The organism is Amycolatopsis sp. NPDC051071 (assembly GCF_040682875.1).
Classification (GTDB): domain Bacteria; phylum Actinomycetota; class Actinomycetes; order Mycobacteriales; family Pseudonocardiaceae; genus Amycolatopsis.
Map to the genome: position 1 here is coordinate 1 of NZ_JBFBBY010000072.1, position 21,098 is coordinate 21,098.

Here is a 21,098-nt window from a genome sequence, read left to right on the forward strand (position 1 = left end):
CAGCACAACCGGCACCGACCACAACCGGCGGGCCGCGCGATCCACCGGAACGGCCTGTCCGGCTTGCGTGAGCAGGTAGCCGTTGGCGTTGGCGGAAAGCTCGATGTTCTGCCAGTCCACCGGGTGCAGCAGCCACCCGGAGCCGTTGAGGGACAACACTTCCAGTTTGGTCACGGCCTGCCGGGTGGTGGTCAGCAGGTCGGTTGCCCATGCCTGACTTTGGGTGCCGGAGATGAAGTTCAGGCCGGTCGGCCGATCGCCGGTGCCGTCCCCGTTGACGATCTCGTCCTCTAGCGCCTCTTCAAGACCAAGTCGAAGCTCGGTGTCCACAAAGGCCGAAAGCATCGGCGCGTCCGCGAGGTCTTGCCGCGCAACGGGTTCAGTCAAGTGCGCGATCGTCGCGGACCGACCTTCTCGACGCTCCATTGTGTACCGGCTGGTCGGCTTCTTGCCTCCCCGCGGAACGACCTTCGCGTTGTTCTCACGGAGCGTTTGCCGCATATACGCCCAGATTCCGACCGTGTCCTTTTCGGTCGGAATGAGCTGCCGCAGAGCGAGGACGGGTTCGGCTTCTCGTACCGGTTGCGTGTCGAGTGGTACGGACACCACCACTGTCCCGGACGGCGCCAGGGACTTGAACCGTCCAAACGGGTCACTGTGCTGGCGGGTGATCTCGGTGCCCCACGTGCTTCCGCCCAGGGACTTCAGCCGGGGGCTGGTCACGGTGGTTTCGCCGCCGGGTGGGCCGCCTACGGCGTCGCCGAGTTCCTTGATCGCGGCCATGACATTACGATCGGTCGCCCTCCGCTCCTCGGCCTTCGCATCGCTAAGCAACGACGTGAGGCGCTTGGCTTCGGCCATGCGCTCCTCGACGAGTTCCTTTTCCTCTGCGGTGAAATCGCGCTTCGCGTTATCGGCCTTGGTGGCGATGCCTTTCGCGACTTCGAGATTTTCCTTGAGCTGCGCCCGAAGACGCTCAACCTTGGTCGACAATGGACTGTCCCTTGTTCGGCGTGGTCATTGATCGGCACCGGGTGATCGTGCGGGCGCGGAGAGAATCGCGCGGGCATCAACGCAGGGCGTACGGGCCGATATGGGTGGATGACGCGGCGGGCCGTGTAAACCCACGGCGGGCCGTCATCCGCTACGTGATCATCTTAGTCGATGCGGCCGATGTACCGCGAAATCTCCAGCCCCGCAGTCCACTCCGTCAACTCGGCCAAGCCATCGCGCAACGGCACCAGCCGGGCGACCCTGTCTGTGGTGATCCACCAATTCGCTTCGGTGGTCATCACCTGCAAAGCGCCGTCATCGTCCACACAAGCCACCACGGGCCGCCCGATCTCCACATTGAGGGGAAGATTGCAGCACAGGGCCATCAGCCCGTCTCCGGCCTTCTCAGAGCTGCAATTCAGGGTCTTCACGCGCGTGCCTCCGTGTCATCGTCCAGTAGTGCACGTAAACGGGTCTCCAGCCGGTCGCGCTCGGCTTCGAGCAGCGGCAGGCGATCCGCGAACGGCGGCCAGTTCAGCCGGATATCGCGGTGCTCGTCCTCCAGCGCCTCCAATGCCCGCTGGATGCGCCGTAGCTCGTACTCGGCGGCCCGTCGGCACCCCGGCGAGCAGTACACGGGCTTACGGCCCGGCCCTGCGCGCTCGGCGAGCGTCCGGCCACATTTGCGGCACTTCATCATTTCTCCACCTTTCACAGTCTGGTTTTCCGGGACGCCACGCGCGGCACCACCGACGCGGTCTAGGTGCCGTCAGGCTCCCGTGATCTCGACGCCCTACCCTCGTTTCGGCTGCCCGAAGGTTCCGAAGGTGCCAGGGCCTTGGAACGTGGAATCTTCGGAACCTTCGAGGAACCTTCGGAGTGGACGTGTCCATCCTGGAATCTTTGAAGGTTCCAGCGGATCTACTGCGGAATGTTGAAGGCACCAGGAAGGTTCCGAAGATTCCAGGCTTCAGGGTGTGGACCCTTCGGAACCTTCGGGCGGCTGGTCGATCGGATGCCGCCACCACCACGGGCCGCCCATGCTGTCCTTCTGCTTCTGCACGCCCAGTTTGCGGGCCGCGCGATGCAGCGTCGTCTTGGAGAAGCCCGCTTTGCTGGCCTCCTTCTGCACGTCGCTGGCCTTCGCCGTTCCGCCGCTTTCCAACAGGTACTTGTCAAGGAAGTCGAGCGCGTCGTTGCGTTCGGTGGCCTCCTCGGTGGTGAGGTTCAGCAGGTCGCCCGCGCGGTGCGTGGACTCGCCGCCCCAGACGACACGGGCGACGTGGCTGTCCGGTGTGGACTCCAGGCGATAGGTCAGGCTGGGCGGCATGGGGGCGAGGTTGTTCTTCGTGCAGGCGAGTACCCGCGTGGACTCGGTGTCGTCGCTGGGATCGAGGGCTACGACGTACCCCGCACGCGCGGCACCGATGATGCCGATGGACCCGCCACCCCGGTAGACGGCGTTCCCTCCGGACGTCTTGTTCAGATGGCGTAGCAAAAGCACTGTGCACCCTGTCTCCTCGCCGATCTTCGCGAGACGCGAGAGAACGACGCGGACGTCCTGGTCCCGGTGAGAGTCCACTTTGCCAGGCATGTAAGCCATAAGTACGTCCACAATGAGCAGTCGGGCTCCGAGGTGGCGAACCACGTCAGCGATCACGTCGGTGTCGGCGAGGGTCGGCGGTCGGCGGCGCGACACTCCTTCATCATCCTTATAGGACACTTCGGTGAGCGCATGGATCCTGTCCGAATTGCCTGTGGCGGCATCGAGCCGGGGTCGAATCGTGTCGGCGAGACCGTCTTCGGCGGACATGATCACAACGTCGCCCTGAACGCAGGGCCCTCCGTCCGGCCAGTCGCGGCCGGTTGAGACGTGCGCGGCAAAGGTGAGCGCGAGTGTGGACTTTCCCAGCGACGGATCACCGTCCAGCATGACGAGTTTGCCCGCTGGCAACCGGTCAGCCCACAACCACGTCACCTGTTCGGGCTGGACGTCCGACAGGTGCTCCAGCACGCCCACCGGCCGCGCATCTTCTTCACGTCCTGTGTAGACAGTGTCGGTCGCGTGATCGTAGTAGTCGTTGGTGTCGCCGTAGTCCTTGCCGTACTCCAGCATCACGCGGCCCGCCGTCCGGCCGCTCGTTCGACCTCAGCCCAGGACGCGAGCGCCCGCGCCCGGATCTGTTCGGGCGTGAGCGCGGGCTGATCGTAGGTGGCGCGGCGCCGTGCCAGTTCGATGTAGGTGGGGACGCGGGCGAACGCGCGCCAATCCAGTGCCGCGCAGACCGTGCCGGACGCCTGCCGCATCGCGGCCCGCTTGGTCCACTCGCCCCATTCGGCGAGCAGTTCGGCGACGTGCGGCGACCTGTTCAGCATCCGCCACGATTCGGCATCGTGGGCGAGCGCCTGAAACTCTGCGCGGCTCAACGTCACGATGCGAACGTCTTCCGCCGGAGGCTGGCCGATCACGAGAGGCGTCCCCCGGTGGCCTCGTGAGCCTTCTCCCACTTCTCGACGTCGACCAGCCGGTACCGGACATGCTTTCCGATCTTGAGGTAGCGCGGGCCGTCGCCGCGCGAGTTCCACTGGTAGACGGTCGCCGGGGGCACCCCCACCCGTTCGGCGAATTCCTTGATCGTCAAGTGCTTGCTGACCGTCATCAGTCCTTGCCCTTCCTGGTGATCAACTGCTGACGGTTGCCACTATGTACATGGTTGTGTCATGGTGTCCTTGGTCAAGCCCGACAGATTGGTGTCAAGGTGGAGAAACCAGCACGACGACGGATCACGTTCCCCCAGGGGTGGGCCGAGTTCGATGACGTGAACCCCTCGTGGGTGCGCGTGCGCGACCAGCTCATCCCCCCGGAGATCACGATGGAGATGCCCAGCGCGCCCGACCTGCCCTCGCTCACGATGAAGATCGAAATGCGCAAAGAGGTGCCGGTGTGCACCGAGATCACGATCCGGGCGAAAGAGGACGGGCGCGAGGTGCGCACGACGGACCTTCGCGCGGTTCAGCTCCAGGACCTCCTAGAACTGATCGTGACCGCAGTTTCCAGCAAGATCATTTCGGCGGGGCCGGATGGCCTGGTCCTTGGCGACAACCAGGGCGCGACGGCGGAGAACTTTGACGCCGCCCTCGCGACGATCCGCGCGGCCCGGAAGGGCACGCGGGCACGTATCACGGATGACTTCCTGCGGGAAGTGGCCGAGACCTACCGCGCCAATGTCGACGGCAACCCCACTCAAGCCGTCCAAAAAAGGTACGGGGTCGAGTACCGAACCGCTGCCCGATGGGTGGAACGGGCACGCGCCAAGAGTTACCTCGCCGCAACCACCCCCGGAAAGCGAAAGGCGTAACGATGACTGTTGAAGACCGTTGGCACCACAAGGGAACGCGGAAGCGCACCAAGGACTACGGACGCGGTAAACGCTGGCGTGTCCGGAATTCCGGAACCCCGGTGCGTTCGTTCGAGAAGAAGTCGGACGCGGAGGACTACGACACGTCCGTCAAGTCGGACCTGCTGAAAGGCATGATGCCGTTCGACGTCACCAAGGGGCGTATCCCGTTCCGGGAGTACTGCGAAAAGCACTGGCTCCCCAACCACCCCGGCACCCCCAATTCGCTCCGGACGATCACGTCGAGGCTGGAGAACCACATCTACCCGCACTTCGGGGACAAGCGCATGTACGACTGCCGCCCGTCCACAGTGAACGGCTGGAAAACGACCATGCGCACCAAGACAGCCAAGCGCGGCGGCGGGAAGCTCTCGGACGCGACGATCCTCGCGTGCTGGATCCACCTCGGCGGGATCTTCCGGTCCGCGAAGATCGACGGGGTGATCGGGGTCCACCCGTTCGAGGGGGTGGAGAGGGTGGACGAACCACGCCGGGGTCACATGCGGCTGCTGGAGGACGAGACCGTAGACGGCATCCTGGAGGCGTTCCCGGACCGCTACCACGGCATCCCGCTTGTGTCGGCCACCTGCGGGCACCGACAGGGCGAATCGTTCGCCGTCGCCGTCGAGGACCTGGACTTCCTCCGGCGCAAGATCGAGATCCGGCACCAGGTCCAGGTGATCGACGGCGAAATGAAGCTCGTTCCCCCGAAGCGGGGGTCCGTGCGCACGGTGCCGCTCCCGGCGCACACCGGGGACGCCCTGGCCGCGCACATCGAGCGCTACGGCACCACGGCCGTCCGGTGCGAGTGCTGCAACCGGGTCAACCACCTGCTGTTCGTCACCGAGTTCGGCGAACTGATCAACTTCACCAAGTTCAACCGGACGCTCTGGCACCCCGCGATCAAGGCGGCTGGGCTGGACCCGGCCGCCGATGACGAGTCCGGTCAGCACCTTCTACGGCACTACTTCGTGTCGGTACTGATCGACGCCCACACCAACCCGAAGGCCATTCAGCAGTACGTCGGCCACAAGCACATGAGCACCACCGTGGACACGTACGGTGGCCTGTTCGAGCGCGCCCACGAGCAAGCGGCCAAGGCCGTCGATCGTGCGTTCGCTGGGCGGGGCCGCGCGTACCCATCGCGTACCGCGAAAGGCGCCTAGGGTGGCTACGTGCAGGTCAGAGCAGGTTTCGGTTGCGAAAGTGCCCTTCGCAACACCTGAGGCTGGCCAAGCAGGAGACAGCTGTCCGCGTCTATGAAGGATTTGGGCCTTGACTGTCCCAAATCCTTCATAGACAAGGCCGAGACCAGCTGAAAGGCCATGTTGCTGCGACGGAGCGCGCAGTCTCGAACCAGGAGGGCGTCAGAAGACCCCGTCGAGGCGGGTAGCCCTATCCGCAGTCACACCACGTTTGCCTTACCCCTCAGTAACCCTCTTTATCACCCACGACCTCTACCGAGACTGCGCACGTGGGCATGAATCGGGCATTCTGCTGCCAGCAAGTGTCCTTTGTGGATAGTCAAGGCGCGGCCCGGCCGGGCTCCGTCGACCGGCCCGGACCCGCGCCGCGAAGCCTGCCTTGAAACTCGCGAAGCAGACCTCACGGCCTCAAGGCAGAGACTCGGTCGCGCCACATTCGCCTTACCCCTCGAATAGGTCTCGGTACGGCGAAAAGGCCCGGACATCCCCCTGTCCGGGCCTTTTCCACCCCCTTGCCCCCTCCGGGTCGCGTTTAGCGGGCTAAACGCGATCCGGGCGGGCGGACGCCGCGTCCCCTGCACGCGGCATCCGCCGCAGATCAGGACTCGCCCGGCTGTTCCGGAGTCAGTAGCCACGCGGCGACGTAGAGCGGGATCGCGAGGCCGGCGGTGATGAAGGCACCGGCCACGAGGGCGATGCGCAGGATCGCGGCGTCGATGCCGAAGTAGGCGGCCCAGCCGCCGGCGACGCCCGCGAGCATCTTGTCGGTGCGGCTACGGTAGAGCTTCTTGGTGGCCTGAGGGGTGTACACGCTGTTCGTCATGGCTCAATATTCGCCCCGGAACGACCACCGGCACATCGGGGAACGGCCCGGAGCCGACCCTGGGATCGGACCCCTGAGGGTCCGTAAACCGGATGCCCTCGACACGTCTTCGCGGGTACAACTTCTCAGGTGAAACACGACAGCCCCGAATTCGCCGCCATCGCCGAGCAGGGCACGATCCTGCGCTGCCAGGTCGGGTCCGGGCTGCACGGCACCGCCGTGCTCGGCCAGGACGACCGGGACGAACTCGGCATCTGCGTCGAGCCGCCGGACCACGTGATCGGCCTGAAGCGGTTCGAGCAGTACATCTTCCGCACGCAACCCGAAGGCGTCCGGTCGGGTCCAGGTGACCTCGACCTGACCGTCTACTCGCTGCGTAAGTGGCTGCGTCTCGCGCTCAGCGGGAACCCCACCGTCCTGCTGCCGTTGTTCGTGCCGGAGTCGGAGATCATGGAAATCGACGACCTCGGCGCCGAACTGCGTGAGAACGCGCACCGGATCGTCTCGCGCCGCGCCGGCCTGCGGTTCCTCGGCTACTCCCGTGCGCAGCGCGAACGGATGCTGGGGCTGCGTGGCAAGGCAGGGCGGCCGGAACTGATCGAAAAGTACGGCTTTGACACGAAGTTCGCCATGCACATGGTGCGTCTCGGCGTGCAAGGCGTGGAGCTGCTGGAGACCGGGCGGATCACGCTGCCCGTTCCCGAACCGTGGCTGGGCTGGCTTCGCGACCTGAGGCAGGGCAAGCGGACCCGCGAGGAAGCACTGGAAGCGGCCGAGTCCCTTGAGCACCGGCTGGACGAGCTGATCCGCGTGTCCTCGCCGCTGACGGCGGAGCCGGACGCCGAATGGGCCGACGCTTGGCTGGTGCGGGCTTACCTCAGGGCGTGGAAAATGCCTTGATGACGATCAAGGCGAAAGCACTCACGTTCGGCGTCGCGGTGCTGACCGTGCTGGGAATCGGCACGGCCAGTGCCGCGCCAGAGGGGTATGGCGCGCAGAGCGGCCTGGACGTCGTCCAGGCCCGCGGCGAGCTCCGCGTGTGCTCGACGGGCGACTATCGACCGTTCACCTACCGGGACGCGACCGGGGCGTGGAGCGGTATCGACATCGACCTCGCGGGTGACCTCGCCCGGTGGCTCGGCGTCCGGCTCAAGCTGGTCCAGACCACCTGGAAGGCGATTGCCGACGACGTCGGGCGTAAGTGCGAGCTGGCGATGGGTGGTGTTTCGGTGACGCTGGACCGCGCGAAGAAGGGGTTCTACACGGCACCCTACCTTCGTGACGGAAAGACGCCGATCACCTTGTGTGAGAACGAAAAGCGGTTCGGGACGCTGGAGCAGATCGACCGGCCCGGCGTGCGTGTGATCGTGAATCCCGGTGGTACCAACGAACAGTTCGCCGACGCCAACCTCAAACGCGCGACCATCGTGCGGCATCCGGACAACAACACGGTCTTCGCGGAGATCCTCGCCGGGCGGGCCGACCTGATGATCACCGACGCGACCGAAACCCGTTGGCAGGCAAAGCAGAACCCGCGATTGTGCGCGGTCCACCCCGATGAACCGTTCACCTTCTCCGAGAAGGCGTACCTCCTGCCACGCGACGTCGTGTTCAAGGAATGGGCCGACCAGTGGCTGCACCTCGCGCTGAACGACGGCACCTACGCGCGGATCGCGAAACCCTGGTTCGGCTGAATCGGTTTGAACCACTTTCGTTATCCGACCGTATCTCCAGATGTGGGTGAGGAGGGACCAGACCGGAGGAACACGGATGATGAACAGCGCCGGGAAACACCGCAAGCGTGCGACGATCGGCATCGCGTCCGTACTCGGAGTGGCCGCCATCGCCGCGGCGATGTTCGCGGTGAGCACCCCGGACGGGCAGGCCGCGGAAAGCTGCCAGGGACTGGACACCGCCCTCCGCAATAACCTCACTTTCATCGCAGGCCGGCAGGCGGCCCCGGGCGCGCTGTCCGAGGCGCGGATCGCGAACCGGCAGACCGTCGTCGACCTCATCCAGCAGCGCCGTCAGACCGCGGGCTGCACCGAGGACGTACAGGCCGATGGCAAGAAGCAGGAACAGGACCAGGCCGCCGGCATGGGCGACGCGATGGTGGGCGAGCAGGAGACCGCCGCCGGGGGTGGCGAGGTCGTCTGTCCGGGCTCTACGGTGACGCTGTCCGGTGAAGGCGGCACGCCCGCCGCGTCGAGCAGACAGTTTCCGGCGGGCACCAAGCTGAAAGTGACGAACCTGGACAACGACAAGACCACGACCGTCGAGGTCACCGGTGCCTCCGGCAGCTGCGCGCTGCTCAACAACGCCGCCTTCGAACAGGTCCGCGAACCCGGGAAGTTCTTGATCCGCCGAGCGGTCATCGAGCGGGTCGGCTGACCGCGGACACCGGATCGGGGAAGACGCGGACAGATCCGGTGCGGCGGTGACACGAGTCCTCCTGGCGACCCCTCGGCCGGGAGGACTCGTGGTCGTTTGTATCTCGCTGGAACACTGCGGCTGATCGTCCCGCGGGGTATGTCATGAAAGGGTCTTTCAGGACAAAAGTTGTCCTGAAAGACCCTTTCATGACATCCGGAGGTGGGCGCGGACGAGAGTGAAGCGGGCCTCCCAGGCGGCCCGGACGTCCGGGGAAGCGGCTTGGGTCGCGAAAAGGTCCGGTTCGGGAGCCTGCCGGGGTACCGGCAAGCGACCGTCCACAGGGGACAGTGACTCACCGCAGACGTCCCCGGTCAGCAACGACATTGTGCCCAGCCCGCAGGCGAAGTCCAAAGTGGGCAGTGCGCCCGCGAGCGCCAGCCCGGCGGCGAGCCCGACGCTCGTCTCGACGGCGGAGGACACCACGCACGGCAGGCCGCACGCTTCGGCCACCTCCAGTGCGCGCCGGACGCCGCCCAGCGGCGCGACCTTCAGCACGGCCACGTCGGCCGCTCCCGCCACGGCCACCTTGAGCGGGTCTTCGGCCCGGCGGATCGATTCGTCGGCGGCGATCCGCACCGCGACCCGGCGCCGGACGTCCGCCAGTTCCTCGATCGTCGGGCACGGCTGCTCGACGTACTCCAGCCCACCCGCCGCGTGGTCGAGTTCGCCGATCGCCTTGATCGCGGTGTCGACGTCCCATGCCATGTTCGCGTCGACGCGGATCGCGCCCGACGGGCCCAGCGCGGCCCGCACCGCTTCGACCCGGGCGCAGTCGTCGGCGAGGCTCACCCTCGGGTCCGCGACCTTCACCTTCGCCGTCCGGCAGCCCGACGCGGATACCAGCTCGTACGCCTTCTCGGGTGACACCACCGGGACGGTCGCGTTCACCTCGACGCTGTCCCGCACCGGCGACGGCCAGCCGCGCTCGCTCGCTTCCAGCGCGGACGCGAGCCACGGCGCGCTTTCGATGTCGGAGTAGTCGGCGAACGGGCAGAACTCGCCCCAGCCGGCTTCACCGCGGATCAGCAGTCCTTCGCGGACCGTGATGCCGCGGAACCGGGTGCGCAGGGGGATCGCGTAGACGTCCATCGACCCCGATCATGCCATCGCCGGTAAGACCGGGATCACGTGCCGTTTCCGTCGTTTCCGGACAGAATGTCCGACGTGGCACTCGATTTTCGCGTGCTGGGGCCCACGGAGGTCTCGGCGGACGGGCTGCCGGTGCCCTTGGGCGGCAGCAGACCGCTCATCGTGCTGGCCGGTTTGCTGCTGCGCGCGAACACCGTGGTGCCGGTCGAGGAACTGGGCCGCTGGCTGTGGCCGGACGACCAGCGGCGCTCCAAGGGCGCCCTGCAGACGTACATCCTGCGGGTCCGCCGCGCGCTCGGCGACGAGGTCACCATCCGCACCGAACGCGGTGGCTACCTGCTCGAACTCGACGAAAGCCTGCTCGACCTGGCGCGATTCCGCGCACTCGCCGCCGAGGGTGCGGAGGCCGTCCGGGACGGTGCCCTCCGCCAGGCCGCGGACCGGTTCGCCGCGGCGCTGTCCGAATGGCGCGGGCCCGCGCTGCAGAACGTCCACTCCGAAGCGCTGCTTCGCGACGAAGCAGACCAGCTGGGCGAGGAGCGGCTACGCGTCCGCGAGCAGTGGGCCGACGCGCTTCTGGCGCTCGGCGACCACACCACCGTCATCCCCGAGCTGACCAGGCTGTGCCGCGAAAACCCGCTGCGGGAGCGGTTGCACGAGCAGTTGATGCTCGCGCTGTACCGCTCCGGCAGGCAGGCCGAGGCGCTCGACGTCTACCGCCGGATCGGCGCGGTACTCGCCGAGGAGCTCGGCCTCGATCCCGGCGCGTCGCTGCAACGCGCGCACCAGGCGATCCTGACCGGCGAAGAGGCCGGTGAGACCACATTGGACTCCGGGCTGACGCGGTACCGGCTCGGCGTCGAACCGCTGATCCCGCGTCAGCTCCCGACGGATCTGCGTGTTTTCTCCGGCAGGCGGCGTGACCTCAAGGCACTGCACGAGCTGGTCCCGGAAGCGCTCGACACCGAGACGTCGACGCCCATCGCGTCGATCGAGGGAATGGGTGGCATCGGCAAGACGACGCTCGCCATCCATTTCGCGCACGAGGCCGGGGACCGGTTCCCCGGCGGGCAGGTGTACCTCAACCTGCGTGGCTACGGCCCCGGTGACCCGGTCGGACCGGCAGCCGCGCTCGAAACCATGCTCACTTCGGTCGGCGTTCCGGCCGACCGGATCCCCGACGGCGTCGACGGCCGCGCGGCCACCTGGCGCACCTACAGCGCCGGCCGCCGGATGCTGATCCTGCTCGACAACGCCGCCGACACCGAACAGATCCGGCCGCTGCTGCCCGGTCCCGGCTGCCTCGTTCTGGTGACCACCCGGTGGCAGCTGCGGGCACTCGTGGCGACCCACGGCGCGCGGCGCGTCGCACTGGAGGAGCTGGCCGACGACGACGCGATCGACCTCGTCGCCTCGACGATCGGGCTGGAACGGGTCACCGAAGATCCTGAGGCCACTGAACGGTTCGTCCGGTATTGCGGTGGGCTGCCGCTCGCCATCCGGATCCTCGCGGTGCGGGCCGCGCAGTTCCCGGAGCTCGGGCTGCGGGAGTTCGTCCGCCTGCTGGAAGCCGAACAGGACAGGCTGGGCTCGTTCGACCTCGCCGATGGCGACGAGACGAACATCCGGGCCGTCTTCTCGTACTCGTACCGGGCACTCGACGAGCGGGCCGCGCGGATGCTGCGCCTGCTCGGCCTCCCGACCGGCGGTGACTTCAGCGTGCCGTCGGCGGCCGCCGTGGCGGGTGTCGACATCGCCGAGGCGCAGGCCGACCTGGCGAAGCTGGTTTCCGCGCATCTGCTCGCCCGGTCCAAGCCCGGCCGATACCAGTTCCACGACCTGATCCGCGCGTACGCGGCCGGGCTTTCGGCGAAGGTGGACGGGCCAAGGGTGCGGGAGGAGGTGCTGGACAGGCTGCTCCACGCGTCGCTGGCGTCAGCGCTGAACGCGTCGAGGCTGCTGCGCTCGGACAGGCACTACCGGCTCGTCGAGCCGGAACGGTTCGACGGCGCGGGGCTGAAGTTCGGGCATTACGAGCAGGCGCTCGACTGGTTCGACGAAGAGGGCGGCAACCTCATCGCGGCGGTGAACGTCGCGTACCGGGAGCGGCGGTACCGGGAGTGCTGGCAGCTGGCATGGCTGTCGCAGTCGTATTTCATCGTGCGTGCCCGGCTGGAGGACTGGCGATCGGTGTTCGGGGTGGCGCTGCGCGCCGCGCGCGAGATGGGCGATCGCTCCGGCGAGGCCGCGATCCTCAGCGGGCTCGGCGTGGCCTGCGGAGTGGCGCGCCAGTACGCGGACAGCGTCGGCTACCTGAAGCAGGTGGTCGCACTCCAGCAGCAGGTCGGCGACCGGCAGGGGGAGGCACGGGCCCTCTACAACCTCACGCTCGCCAGCCGGAACCACGAAAGCCCCGAAACGGCGTGGGAGTACGGGACACGGGCGTTGCGGTTCATCCGCGAGTACAACGTCGGCTCCGGGATGGAGGCCAGTGCCCTGCAGGCGCTCGGCGACATCTGCACCGACGCGGAGCGCTACGAGCAGGCTCTCGAACTCGCCGATCAGGCATTGGCGCTGGCGGCGCACGCGCTGCCCGACGAGGCCCGCTTCACCCTCCACACCAAGGGCATCGCCCTCGTCGGGCTCGGCCGCAACGACGAAGGCGTCACCTGTATGCGGCAGGCGGTCGAGATGTTCTTCGCGCACGGAGAGCTTTACGAGGCGGCCGATGTGCTGGCCCAGCTCGGCGGAATCCAGCTACGGCTTGGTGATCCTGCGTCGGCACGGGATTGCTGGCTGCGTTCGGTGCGGGTGCTGACCGAGCTGGCGCATCCGGACGCCGAGGACGTCCGGACGAAACTCGCCGCGCTCGTCAGCGGCGAGGCCGTCAAGACCGAGTGAGGCTTGGCGAGGCACGGGCGCCCGGCGTGCCGACCCCCAGTCGCAGCACGCGAGTACGCCCGTGTCCTCACGTGTCACCTAACCGGATGCCGCTCACTGTGCGCTGACTGTGCAGCTTGAGCGAGGTTAGCGAACGCCATCGCGTTCTTCGGGGCCTCGCCTTTCACGTCGTTGTCGAAGTAGACATACGTGTCGCGATGCCAGCCCTTGATCTTGCGGGCCCACTGCTCCAGTGCCTCGTCGCCGTACCCGCTGACGTACAGCTCCTCGTCACCGTGCAGGCGGACGTACGCGAACTCGTCGCTCGTCATCTCCTCGACGTACGGGAACTTGCCGGCGGTGTCGGCGACCACGAGCGCGATGCCGTGTTTCCGGCACAGCTCGACACTCTCGGGCTCGGCGAAGCTCGGATGCCGTACTTCGACCGCGTGCCGGATCTTCCGGCGTGGCTTCGCGTCGGTGTACGGCTCGGCCTTCAGCTTGTCGTCGTGTCCGCTCGCGAGCTTGGCGGCGGCGTGGCTCGTCCGCGGCAGCAGCTTGAAGAACGTCTCGACGCGCTCGGCGTCGAACGCCAGCTGTGGCGGGAGCTGCCAGAGGATCGGTCCCAGCTTCCGGCCGAGTGCCAGCACACCTGACGCGAAGAAGTTCGCCAGCGGCGTCTCGACGTCGCGCAGTCGCTTCAGATGCGTGATGAAGCGGCCGCCCTTGACGGCGAAGACGAAGTCGTCCGGGGTTTGCGCGGCCCACGCGCGGTACCGCTCGGGACGCTGCAGGGAGTAGAACGAGCCGTTGATCTCGGCCGAGTTCATCCGATGCGAGAGGTACTCCAGCTCGCGTCGCTGGACCAGGCCGCGGGGATAGAAGTCCCCACGCCAGGGTGGGTAGCGCCAGCCCGAAGTTCCGATCCTGATCTCGGCGACGGCGATCACCGCCTTCCTCCTACCGCACTGGCTGCCCTGATTCCCCCTCTCCACCCGGCGCAAACGCCCGCTCAGGCCCACGAGAACCGCCAGCGGCGGGTCTGGACCAGGTTGGAGGCGAACTCGCGCAGGTTGCCCGGCTGGCCCGCGAACGAGGGCAGGCAGAACGAGCGGTGCTCCGCGGCGACCGTGAGCGCGCGGCCCTGGGTGCGTGGCGGCGCGGACACCGACAGCTCCAGCGAGTCGAAGCCCAGGACCGTGAGCGTCGCGCCGAAACGGTCTTCCCAGCTGCGCAGGACCGCCGACAGCTCGTGGACCTGGTCGGTCACCTTGATCATGCCCGTCCAGCCGAGGATCGCCGGGATGTCCGCGGGCCGCTCGGTCTGCACCAGCGCGAGCCGGTGCGGGGCACGCGTGGCCAGAATCGACCCGGTGTTACCCGCCTCGGCCAGCGGATCCGCCCGGCGCGAGGGGCGACGGGCGAGACCGGGGAACTTGGCGCCGAACGGACGCAGGCAGGCGCCGTCGCAGCATGAGGTGTCCCACCAGCGGGCCAGCACGTCGGCCGGGTCCGCCGACGAGATCCGGTGGTCGGCCGGGGAGAGCCTGCCGCGGTCGTCGATCCAGTCCTCACCGTTGGCGGCGAAGCGCTGGTCGTGCGGGATCAGCACCGGCCACAGCCCGGACCGGTCGAACTCGGCGACGCAGCCGGTGTAGCGCTCCGGCTTGGCCAAGGGCAGGTCCGACACCCAGATCCGGCCGTGCCATCGGCCGGGCGGCAGGGTCTGGACGGGCGGCGTGCCTTGGCGGAACGGTGCGATCGTCATCGGCTTCCCCTCGAACTGGTGTTCGGTCAACTCTACCCGAACACTAGTTCGAACAACCGACAGTTTTCGATACCCCGTTCGCGGGATACCGCGGTCGCCCAGGTCGAGGGGCCGAAATTTTTTCGGCGCACTGAATTCGCCGTCGTCCCACGTGTCCCTGAAGTCACACCAGAAACAGCCAGCGGTACATGAAGGCCCCCTTCCTGTACCTAGGCGCAAGTAAGGGGCCTTCATGTACACGCAACTACCGAACGCGAGGAGTCACATCGGCCGCAGCAGGTCGTCCGCGTCCACGATCCGGTACGCGTAGCCCTGTTCGGCCAGGAAGCGCTGCCGGTGCGCCGCGTACTCGGTGTCGACGGTGTCCCGCGAGACGACCGAGTAGAAATGCGCCTGCCGCCCGTCACCCTTCGGCCGCAGCAACCGTCCGAGGCGCTGAGCCTCCTCCTGCCGCGAACCGAACGTCCCGGAGATCTGGATCGCGACCGACGCCTCCGGCAGGTCGATCGAAAAGTTCGCGACCTTCGAAACGACCAGCGTCTTGATCTCCCCGCGCCGGAACTCGTCGAACAGCTTTTCGCGTTCCTTGTTCCGGGTCGCGCCCTGGATCACCGGCGCGTCGAGTTCGTCGCCGATCATCTCCAGCTGGTCGAGGTAGGCGCCGATGACCAGGGTCGGCTCGCCCGGATGCCGGTCGACCAGGGATTTGATCACCTTGGTCTTGGTGTCCGCGGTCGCCGCCAGCTTGTACCGCTCCTCGGCCTCGGCCGTCGCGTACGCGAGCCGCTCGGCGTCCGTCAGCGTCACCCGGACCTCGGTGCATTCGGCAGGCGCGATCCAGCCCTGCGCCTCGATGTCACGCCACGGGACGTCGTAGCGCTTCGGGCCGATCAGGGAGAACACGTCGCCCTCACGGCCGTCTTCGCGCACCAGGGTCGCGGTCAGGCCGAGCCGCCGCCGCGACTGCAGGTCCGCGGTCATCCGGAACACCGGCGCGGGCAGCAGGTGGACCTCGTCGTAGACCACCAGTCCCCAGTCGCGCGAGTCGAACAGGTCAAGATGCCGGTATTCGCCCTTGGTCTTGCGCGTGACGACCTGGTACGTCGCGATGGTGACCGGCCGGATCTCCTTCTTCTCGCCGGAGTACTCGCCGATCTCCTCTTCGGTCAGCGAGGTCCGCGCGATCAGTTCGCGTTTCCACTGCCGTCCGGCGACGGTGTTCGTCACCAGGATCAGCGTCGTCGCCTTCGCGTGCGCCATGGCCGCGGCGCCGACCAGCGTCTTGCCCGCGCCACAAGGCAGCACGACGACGCCGGATCCACCGGCCCAGAACGCCTCCGCGGCCTTGCGCTGGTAGTCGCGCAGCTCCCAGTCGACTTCGGCCAGTTCGATCGGGTGCGCTTCGCCGTCGACGTAGCCGGCGAGGTCCTCCGCGGGCCAGCCGACCTTCAGCAGTACCTGCTTGAGCCGTCCGCGTTCGGACGGATGGACGATGACGGTGTCTTCGTCGATCCGCGCGCCCAGCATCGGGCTGATCTTCTTGTGCCGGAGGATCTCCTCTAGCACCGCGCGGTCGGTGGTCGCCATGACCAGGCCGTGCGCCGGGTGGTTGGCGATCTGCAGCCGCCCGAACCGGCCCATCGTGTCCACGATGTCGATGAGCAGCGGCTGCGGCACGGGGAACCGCGAGTACGTCGTCAGCGCGTCGACGACCTGTTCGGCGTCGTGGCCTGCCGCACGGGCGTTCCACAACGCCAGCGGCGTGATCCGGTAGGTGTGGACGTGCTCGGGCGCGCGTTCCAGTTCGGCGAACGGCGCGATGGCGATCCGCGCGTCGTCGGCCTGGCTGTTGTCGACCTCGAGGAGCACGGTCTTGTCGGACTGGACGATCAGCGGGCCATCGGTCACATCCTCCTTTATACGTTCCGGCCACACCGCCACCCGCCGCGGCACCGCTGGTGGAAGGATGGGCATCAGGTATCTGGAGGGGAAATTGACGACTACACCGACCGGCGGCGTGCCCGAGTACGACCCGTTCACCGCGTCCGGCCTGCCGCAAGCGCCCGCGCTGCCGGAGTCGGGACCGCCGTTCCCGAAGCCACCGCCGATCAGCGCGCTGGCGAAGGTGTCCATCGTCCTCGGCGTCGTCGTGGCGCTGGGCCTGGGGAGCCTGGTGGCGTGGGGGATTTCGCAGGCAGGAAGGTTCACCGCGGTCGAGGCGGGCAAATGCCTGTACCTGACCGACGAGGCGGGTGGCTCCCAGGGCTACACGACCGCCAGCTGCACGTCGGCCCGCGCGACTTTCCGCGTCGACGACGTGCGTCCTGGCTCGTCCGAGTGCCGTAGTGCGGACTACGTCCAGTTCGAGCTGTATGGCGGCGCGTCCAGCCGCAAGGCCAAGTCGACACTGTGCCTGGCGCTGAACGTCGAAACCGGGGACTGCCTGCGTGACGTCGTGCACGAGACGCGGATCGCGAAGGTCCGCTGCGGCGACATCTCGGCGGAAGCGCGGGTGGTTGTGATGGCGGGGACGGCCGAGAAGGCCTGCTCGCCGGACGACACCGCCCTGCACTACACCGGCCCGCCCGAGCGCACCGTGTGTCTCAGGCCGACTGGGGAAAATATCTAGCAGACACGCCCTTAGGGGCGCGGCACCAGCGCCTGGACATCGAGCCGGGCGCCGAGCATGCCCGAGTTGTGCATCAGATCGGCGACGCGTTGCAGCCGGATGCCGTTGACGGAGGCCGGATACGACCCGAGTGAGATCAGCGACGCCGTGGTCCGGTCGATGTCGGAGAACGACGGCAGCGCGTCGCGGATGGTGGCCGGGTCCGCCGCCCGCACCTGCGCGTCGCTGAGTACTTTCCGGAAAGCGGACAGCGTGCGCGCGTTGCCCTGGCCGAAGGTGCCGGTCGAAACGTAGGACGACATCGGGAAGTCCAGCGTCGCGCCGCGTGCGCCGTCGGCGAGGATGCTCGCCCCGAGTTCCTTCTCAGCTCTCGTGATGTACGGCTCGACCATCCACGCGGCGTCGGCTTCGCCCGCCTGCAACGCCTGCGGCATCCGGTCGAACGCGTGTTGCCTGAACTGGATCCTGGCCACGTCGACGCCCGCGGTCGCGAGTACCGAGCGGCCGGCGAGTACGCCGACGTCGTCGAGCATGTTCACCGCGATCTTCGGCGACCGCTTGACCGTCGGTTCGGTGTAGTCGGAGCCGGGGAGTGTGACGAGCGCCATGGTGTTGCGGCCGGCGGTGTAGGCCTCGCCCTGCAACTGCAACGCCGTCCCGGCCGCGGCGGCACGGAAAATGGAGACGTCGCTCGAGAAGGCGATGTCGATCTCACCCGCGGAAAGTTTGGTGATCGCCTGGTCGGCGGGGACATCGACCAGTGTGACGGAAAGCCCGGCGGCGGTGAACTTCCCGTCGGCGACGGCGACCCTCAACGGGGCCGTGTCGATGGGGCTTCCGACACCGATGCGCAGTTCCATCCGTTCGAGTGGCGCGTCGGTGCTTGCGTCACCACGGAAAAACACTCCGCAACCGGCCGTCGCCAGCAGAGCCGCTACCAGCGGAATCGCGCATTTGCGCATATTCGTCACCGCTCACCTACCGAGAGAATGTGCTCCTCCTTCTGGATCGTATGGTCTGGGCCCCATACGATCGCCTGCGGGAGACGCCGCACAACCGCGGCTTTCGATCGTTCTCGAACCTTGTTACTCTACAGTAGGTTCGGGCTCTCGTCCCCGATGTCAGCCACGGGAAAGGGTCCCGTGGTGGGAAAAGGAAACCAGGTGGCCCGTCGCGACAAGCGTCCCCGTTGGGGCGACGCGGCGGAACGGCATCCCCGGGGAGGCGGACGCTGGCGCCTGCGAAACTGGCACCTGCGTACCAAACTCTTCGTGGTCCTGCTGATACCCGCGCTCGCGGTGGTCGCACTCGTCGGCCTCCGGGTCAACTCGGATCTGCGGGACGCCCGGCAACTGGCCGAATTCGCCACCCGCGGCCGCGTCGACAGCACCGTCGCCGAAGCGGTGCACCAGCTTCAGCGTGAACGCGACCTCACCGTCCGGTTCGTCGCGGGCGACCGCAAGAGCGACGTCTCGGAACTGACCGAACAACGCAAACGCGTCGACGAGTCCATCGGCACCTTCGAACGCACTCTCGGCGAGAGCAAGAGCAGGCTCGGCGACAAGGCCGCGACCGGTCTGCAGCTGACCAGAGACCGCCTGCGTGTGCTGTCCGGTCTGCGGTTTTCCGCGGAACACTCCGCTTTCCCCGCCGACGCGGTGTTGCGCTCCTACAGCGAACTGATCTCCGGCCTGCTCGACATCGGCGATTCCACCGCCGCCGACGTCTCCGACCCGGATCTGGGGAAACTCCGGCTGGCAGGCAACGCGCTCGCCAGGATCAAGGACCAGATGTCGGTCAAACGCGCGATCATGGCGGCCGCGCTCGCGCAGGGCGGCCTCAACCGCGACCGGACACGTGCCCTGCTCGGCGCCGAGGCCGAACTCGCCGCCGCCCGCAACGACTACCGCACCTTCGCGACGCCCGAACAGCAGCGGATGTACGACGACACGGTGATCGGCCTGATCGTCGACATCGGCAACGACATGGTGGAATCCGCGCTCATCCGGGCGGAGAACGACCAGGGGCTCGGCGGGCTGGACCCGAACCGGTGGGATACCTCCGCCACCTACACGGTCAATCTGGCCCACCAGGTGCAGCAGGCGTTGCTCGTCCAGTTGCAGGAACGCACGGACACCCTTGCCGCACAAGCGAGAACGTCCGCGATCTGGGACGGCGGCATCGTGCTCGCCGTACTCGTGATCGCCGGTGTGCTCTCGGTGATCATCGCGCGTTCGCTGTTGCGGCCGCTGCGAATCCTGCGGCGCAGCGCCCTTCAGGTCGCCGAGCACCAGCTGCCGGCCGCGGTGCAGGGACTGCTCAGCGATCCCGAGCCGCAGCCGGAGAACCTGCGGCGACGGCTGGCCGTCGCGCCGGTCCCGGTGTTCAGCCGCGAGGAACTCGGCCAGGTGGCGCGTGCGTTCGACGCCGTGCACGGGGAAGCCGTCCGGCTCGCCGGGGAACAGGCCATGCTGCGGGAGAACATCAACGCGATGTTCGTCAACCTGTCGCAGCGGAGCCAGGATCTCGTCGAGCGGCAGCTGTCCGTGCTGGACCGGATGGAAGCCGACGAACAGGATCCCGACACACTCGCCGGGCTCTTCGAACTCGACCACCTCGCGACCCGGATGCGGCGCAACAGCGAGAACCTGCTGGTGCTTTCGGGAACCGACGTCGTCCGCGAGGACGGCGGCGCCGTCGTGGCCGACGAGATCATCGGCGCGGCGCTTTCGGAGGTCGAGCACTACCAGCGCATCGAACTCGGTGCGGCACCGCGGATCGCGGTGCGTGGTGAGGCCGTCAACGACCTCGTGCACGTGGTCTCCGAGTTGCTGGAGAACGCCACCCGCTATTCGGACCAGAGCACCATGGTGCAGGTCGAGGGCCGGGTGACCGACCGAGGCGAATGGCAGATCGACATCACCGACCACGGCGCCGGCATGCCGCAGGCGGAGATCGACCGGACCAACACGCGGCTGGCGAATCCGCCGGACGTCGACGTCGAGGTCTCGCGGCGGATGGGCTTGTTCGTGGTCGCGACGCTGGCCGTGCGGCACCGCATCGACGTCCGGCTGCGGTCGGCCGACGGCGGCGGGATCACCGCCGTTGTCGTCGTGCCCGCCGGGCTCATCGTCGACGCGCCGCGGCCCGCGCCGATGCCGGAACCCGCGCCAGTGGCGGCGGCGCCCGAGCCGGAACCCGAACCGCCGCTGGAAGTCCCCCCGCTGCCCGAGCCGGAGGAAGGCGCCGAGGAGTCGCGATTCGCGCCCGTGCTGGAACCCGGGCCGCCGCGGCGCGCGCCGGTCGTCGAGCGGGAAACGCAGCCGGAATGGCCGTCCTCGGACGACGACGCGGGCAACCACCTCGAGATGGACTCGCCGACCGAGCGGATGCCCAAGTACCAGAGCGTGCTCTCGCAGTGGTTCGACCATGGCGGTCCGCGCGAAGGTCCTTCGCCCGCCGAGCCGGGACCGCCTTCCATGCCGTCGTTCGAGCCGGTGAACGCGCCCGAGGAGGTCGCCGAAGCCCGGAACGAGGAACTTCCGGAGGATCCGGACGCGCCGACCGAGCCGAAGCTGAAGCCGGTGGCGGCGAAGGAAGCGGCCCCGGAACCCGCTCCGGAACCGGAATCCGAGCCTGACTGGCCGACGTCGGACGAGCTCGAACAGGAGGATGGCGCGGAGGACACTTGGCCGTTCCTTCCCGCCGTCGTCCCGGAGGCGCGGTCGCAGGACGACAGGCCGGAGAAGCCGCGAGGGGAGAGGCCGATACTCTCACTTTCCCCCGAAGCGGTCCGCGAACGGATGACCAGCCTGCAAGGCGGTTTCCGGCGCGGTCGCCACGCCCGGGGTGACGACAACCCCTCGGCTTAAGCGAATTG

Annotated in this window: 20 protein-coding genes; 8 read left to right on the forward strand and 12 right to left on the reverse strand. The window is 67.7% G+C overall.

Translation table 11 applies throughout. The features are described 5' to 3' along the window. The 6 genes from AB0M65_RS22715 to AB0M65_RS22740 form a co-directional block, all read right to left on the reverse strand. Positions 1–993: phage major capsid protein (locus AB0M65_RS22715; RefSeq protein ID WP_364030709.1), on the reverse strand; the 993-nt coding region annotated here is incomplete at its 3' end. A gap of 164 nt (positions 994–1,157) precedes the next feature. Next, complete coding sequence (locus AB0M65_RS22720; protein WP_364030712.1) at positions 1,158–1,424, reverse strand: hypothetical protein; 267 nt, start codon at positions 1,422–1,424, stop codon at positions 1,158–1,160. Further along, positions 1,421–1,693, reverse strand: a complete 273-nt coding sequence (locus AB0M65_RS22725) for a hypothetical protein (RefSeq protein WP_364030715.1) — start codon at positions 1,691–1,693, stop codon at positions 1,421–1,423. The genes AB0M65_RS22720 and AB0M65_RS22725 overlap by 4 nt, the downstream gene beginning before the upstream one ends. A 270-nt stretch (positions 1,694–1,963) precedes the next feature. Then, a complete protein-coding gene (locus AB0M65_RS22730) occupies positions 1,964–3,109 on the reverse strand; it encodes an AAA family ATPase (protein ID WP_364030803.1) in 1,146 nt (381 codons plus the stop codon). Next, the gene (locus tag AB0M65_RS22735; RefSeq protein ID WP_364030718.1) at positions 3,109–3,426 is read right to left on the reverse strand and encodes a hypothetical protein; all 318 of its coding nucleotides are present in this window, start codon (positions 3,424–3,426) and stop codon (positions 3,109–3,111) included. The genes AB0M65_RS22730 and AB0M65_RS22735 overlap by 1 nt, the downstream gene beginning before the upstream one ends. A gap of 32 nt (positions 3,427–3,458) precedes the next feature. Continuing rightward, positions 3,459–3,653, reverse strand: coding sequence for a helix-turn-helix domain-containing protein (locus AB0M65_RS22740; RefSeq protein WP_076168614.1), 195 nt, complete (start codon positions 3,651–3,653; stop codon positions 3,459–3,461). A 99-nt stretch (positions 3,654–3,752) separates the two neighbouring features. Here AB0M65_RS22740 and AB0M65_RS22745 point away from each other — a divergent pair, with 99 nt between their 5' ends. Together AB0M65_RS22745 and AB0M65_RS22750 are read left to right on the forward strand one after the other, a co-directional pair. Beyond that, positions 3,753–4,352 carry a hypothetical protein gene (locus AB0M65_RS22745; protein ID WP_364030722.1) on the forward strand — a complete coding sequence of 200 codons (600 nt, stop codon included), beginning with the start codon at positions 3,753–3,755 and terminating at the stop codon, positions 4,350–4,352. Positions 4,353–4,354: 2 nt separating this feature from the next. Next, on the forward strand, positions 4,355–5,557 hold the full coding sequence (locus AB0M65_RS22750; RefSeq protein WP_364030725.1) for a tyrosine-type recombinase/integrase: 1,203 nt from the start codon (positions 4,355–4,357) through the stop codon (positions 5,555–5,557). A 637-nt stretch (positions 5,558–6,194) separates the two neighbouring features. On the opposite strand, the gene AB0M65_RS22755 is transcribed toward AB0M65_RS22750, so the two are convergent. Continuing rightward, positions 6,195–6,419 (reverse strand): PspC domain-containing protein, encoded by a 225-nt coding sequence (locus tag AB0M65_RS22755; protein WP_364030728.1) that lies wholly within the window; start codon positions 6,417–6,419, stop codon positions 6,195–6,197. 129 nt (positions 6,420–6,548) lie between these two features. On the opposite strand from AB0M65_RS22755, the gene AB0M65_RS22760 reads away from it, so the two are divergent. The 3 genes from AB0M65_RS22760 (at position 6,549) to AB0M65_RS22770 (ending at position 8,810) form a co-directional block, all read left to right on the forward strand. Continuing rightward, the gene (locus AB0M65_RS22760) at positions 6,549–7,319 is read left to right on the forward strand and encodes a nucleotidyltransferase domain-containing protein (protein WP_364030731.1); all 771 of its coding nucleotides are present in this window, start codon (positions 6,549–6,551) and stop codon (positions 7,317–7,319) included. Then, a complete protein-coding gene (locus AB0M65_RS22765; protein ID WP_364030734.1) occupies positions 7,319–8,113 on the forward strand; it encodes a transporter substrate-binding domain-containing protein in 795 nt (264 codons plus the stop codon). Before AB0M65_RS22760 ends, AB0M65_RS22765 begins: the two co-directional genes overlap by 1 nt. Positions 8,114–8,189: 76 nt before the next feature. After that, positions 8,190–8,810: a hypothetical protein gene (locus AB0M65_RS22770; protein WP_364030737.1), complete on the forward strand. Its 621-nt coding sequence runs from the start codon at positions 8,190–8,192 to the stop codon at positions 8,808–8,810. 186 nt (positions 8,811–8,996) lie between these two features. On the opposite strand, the gene AB0M65_RS22775 is transcribed toward AB0M65_RS22770, so the two are convergent. Further along, entirely contained in the window at positions 8,997–9,941 is a 945-nt protein-coding gene (locus tag AB0M65_RS22775; protein ID WP_364030740.1) for an o-succinylbenzoate synthase, read from the reverse strand. 66 nt (positions 9,942–10,007) lie between these two features. Here AB0M65_RS22775 and AB0M65_RS22780 point away from each other — a divergent pair, with 66 nt between their 5' ends. After that, positions 10,008–12,842, forward strand: coding sequence for a BTAD domain-containing putative transcriptional regulator (locus AB0M65_RS22780; RefSeq protein WP_364030743.1), 2,835 nt, complete (start codon positions 10,008–10,010; stop codon positions 12,840–12,842). Between the two features lie 74 nt (positions 12,843–12,916). On the opposite strand, the gene AB0M65_RS22785 is transcribed toward AB0M65_RS22780, so the two are convergent. The 3 genes from AB0M65_RS22785 to AB0M65_RS22795 form a co-directional block, all read right to left on the reverse strand. Then, positions 12,917–13,771, reverse strand: a complete 855-nt coding sequence (locus AB0M65_RS22785) for a DUF72 domain-containing protein (protein ID WP_364030746.1) — start codon at positions 13,769–13,771, stop codon at positions 12,917–12,919. A gap of 62 nt (positions 13,772–13,833) precedes the next feature. Next, a complete protein-coding gene (locus AB0M65_RS22790; protein WP_364030749.1) occupies positions 13,834–14,589 on the reverse strand; it encodes a DUF4253 domain-containing protein in 756 nt (251 codons plus the stop codon). A gap of 261 nt (positions 14,590–14,850) precedes the next feature. Continuing rightward, positions 14,851–16,497 (reverse strand): DNA repair helicase XPB, encoded by a 1,647-nt coding sequence (locus AB0M65_RS22795; protein WP_364030752.1) that lies wholly within the window; start codon positions 16,495–16,497, stop codon positions 14,851–14,853. Between the two features lie 85 nt (positions 16,498–16,582). On the opposite strand from AB0M65_RS22795, the gene AB0M65_RS22800 reads away from it, so the two are divergent. Further along, complete coding sequence (locus AB0M65_RS22800) at positions 16,583–17,218, forward strand: hypothetical protein (RefSeq protein WP_364030755.1); 636 nt, start codon at positions 16,583–16,585, stop codon at positions 17,216–17,218. Between the two features lie 11 nt (positions 17,219–17,229). Here the strand turns inward: AB0M65_RS22800 and AB0M65_RS22805 are convergent, their stop codons facing one another. Further along, the gene (locus AB0M65_RS22805; RefSeq protein ID WP_364030806.1) at positions 17,230–18,180 is read right to left on the reverse strand and encodes an ABC transporter substrate-binding protein; all 951 of its coding nucleotides are present in this window, start codon (positions 18,178–18,180) and stop codon (positions 17,230–17,232) included. Positions 18,181–18,381: 201 nt separating this feature from the next. On the opposite strand from AB0M65_RS22805, the gene AB0M65_RS22810 reads away from it, so the two are divergent. Beyond that, positions 18,382–21,090 (forward strand): nitrate- and nitrite sensing domain-containing protein, encoded by a 2,709-nt coding sequence (locus AB0M65_RS22810; protein ID WP_364030758.1) that lies wholly within the window; start codon positions 18,382–18,384, stop codon positions 21,088–21,090. Positions 21,091–21,098 lie beyond the last annotated feature (8 nt).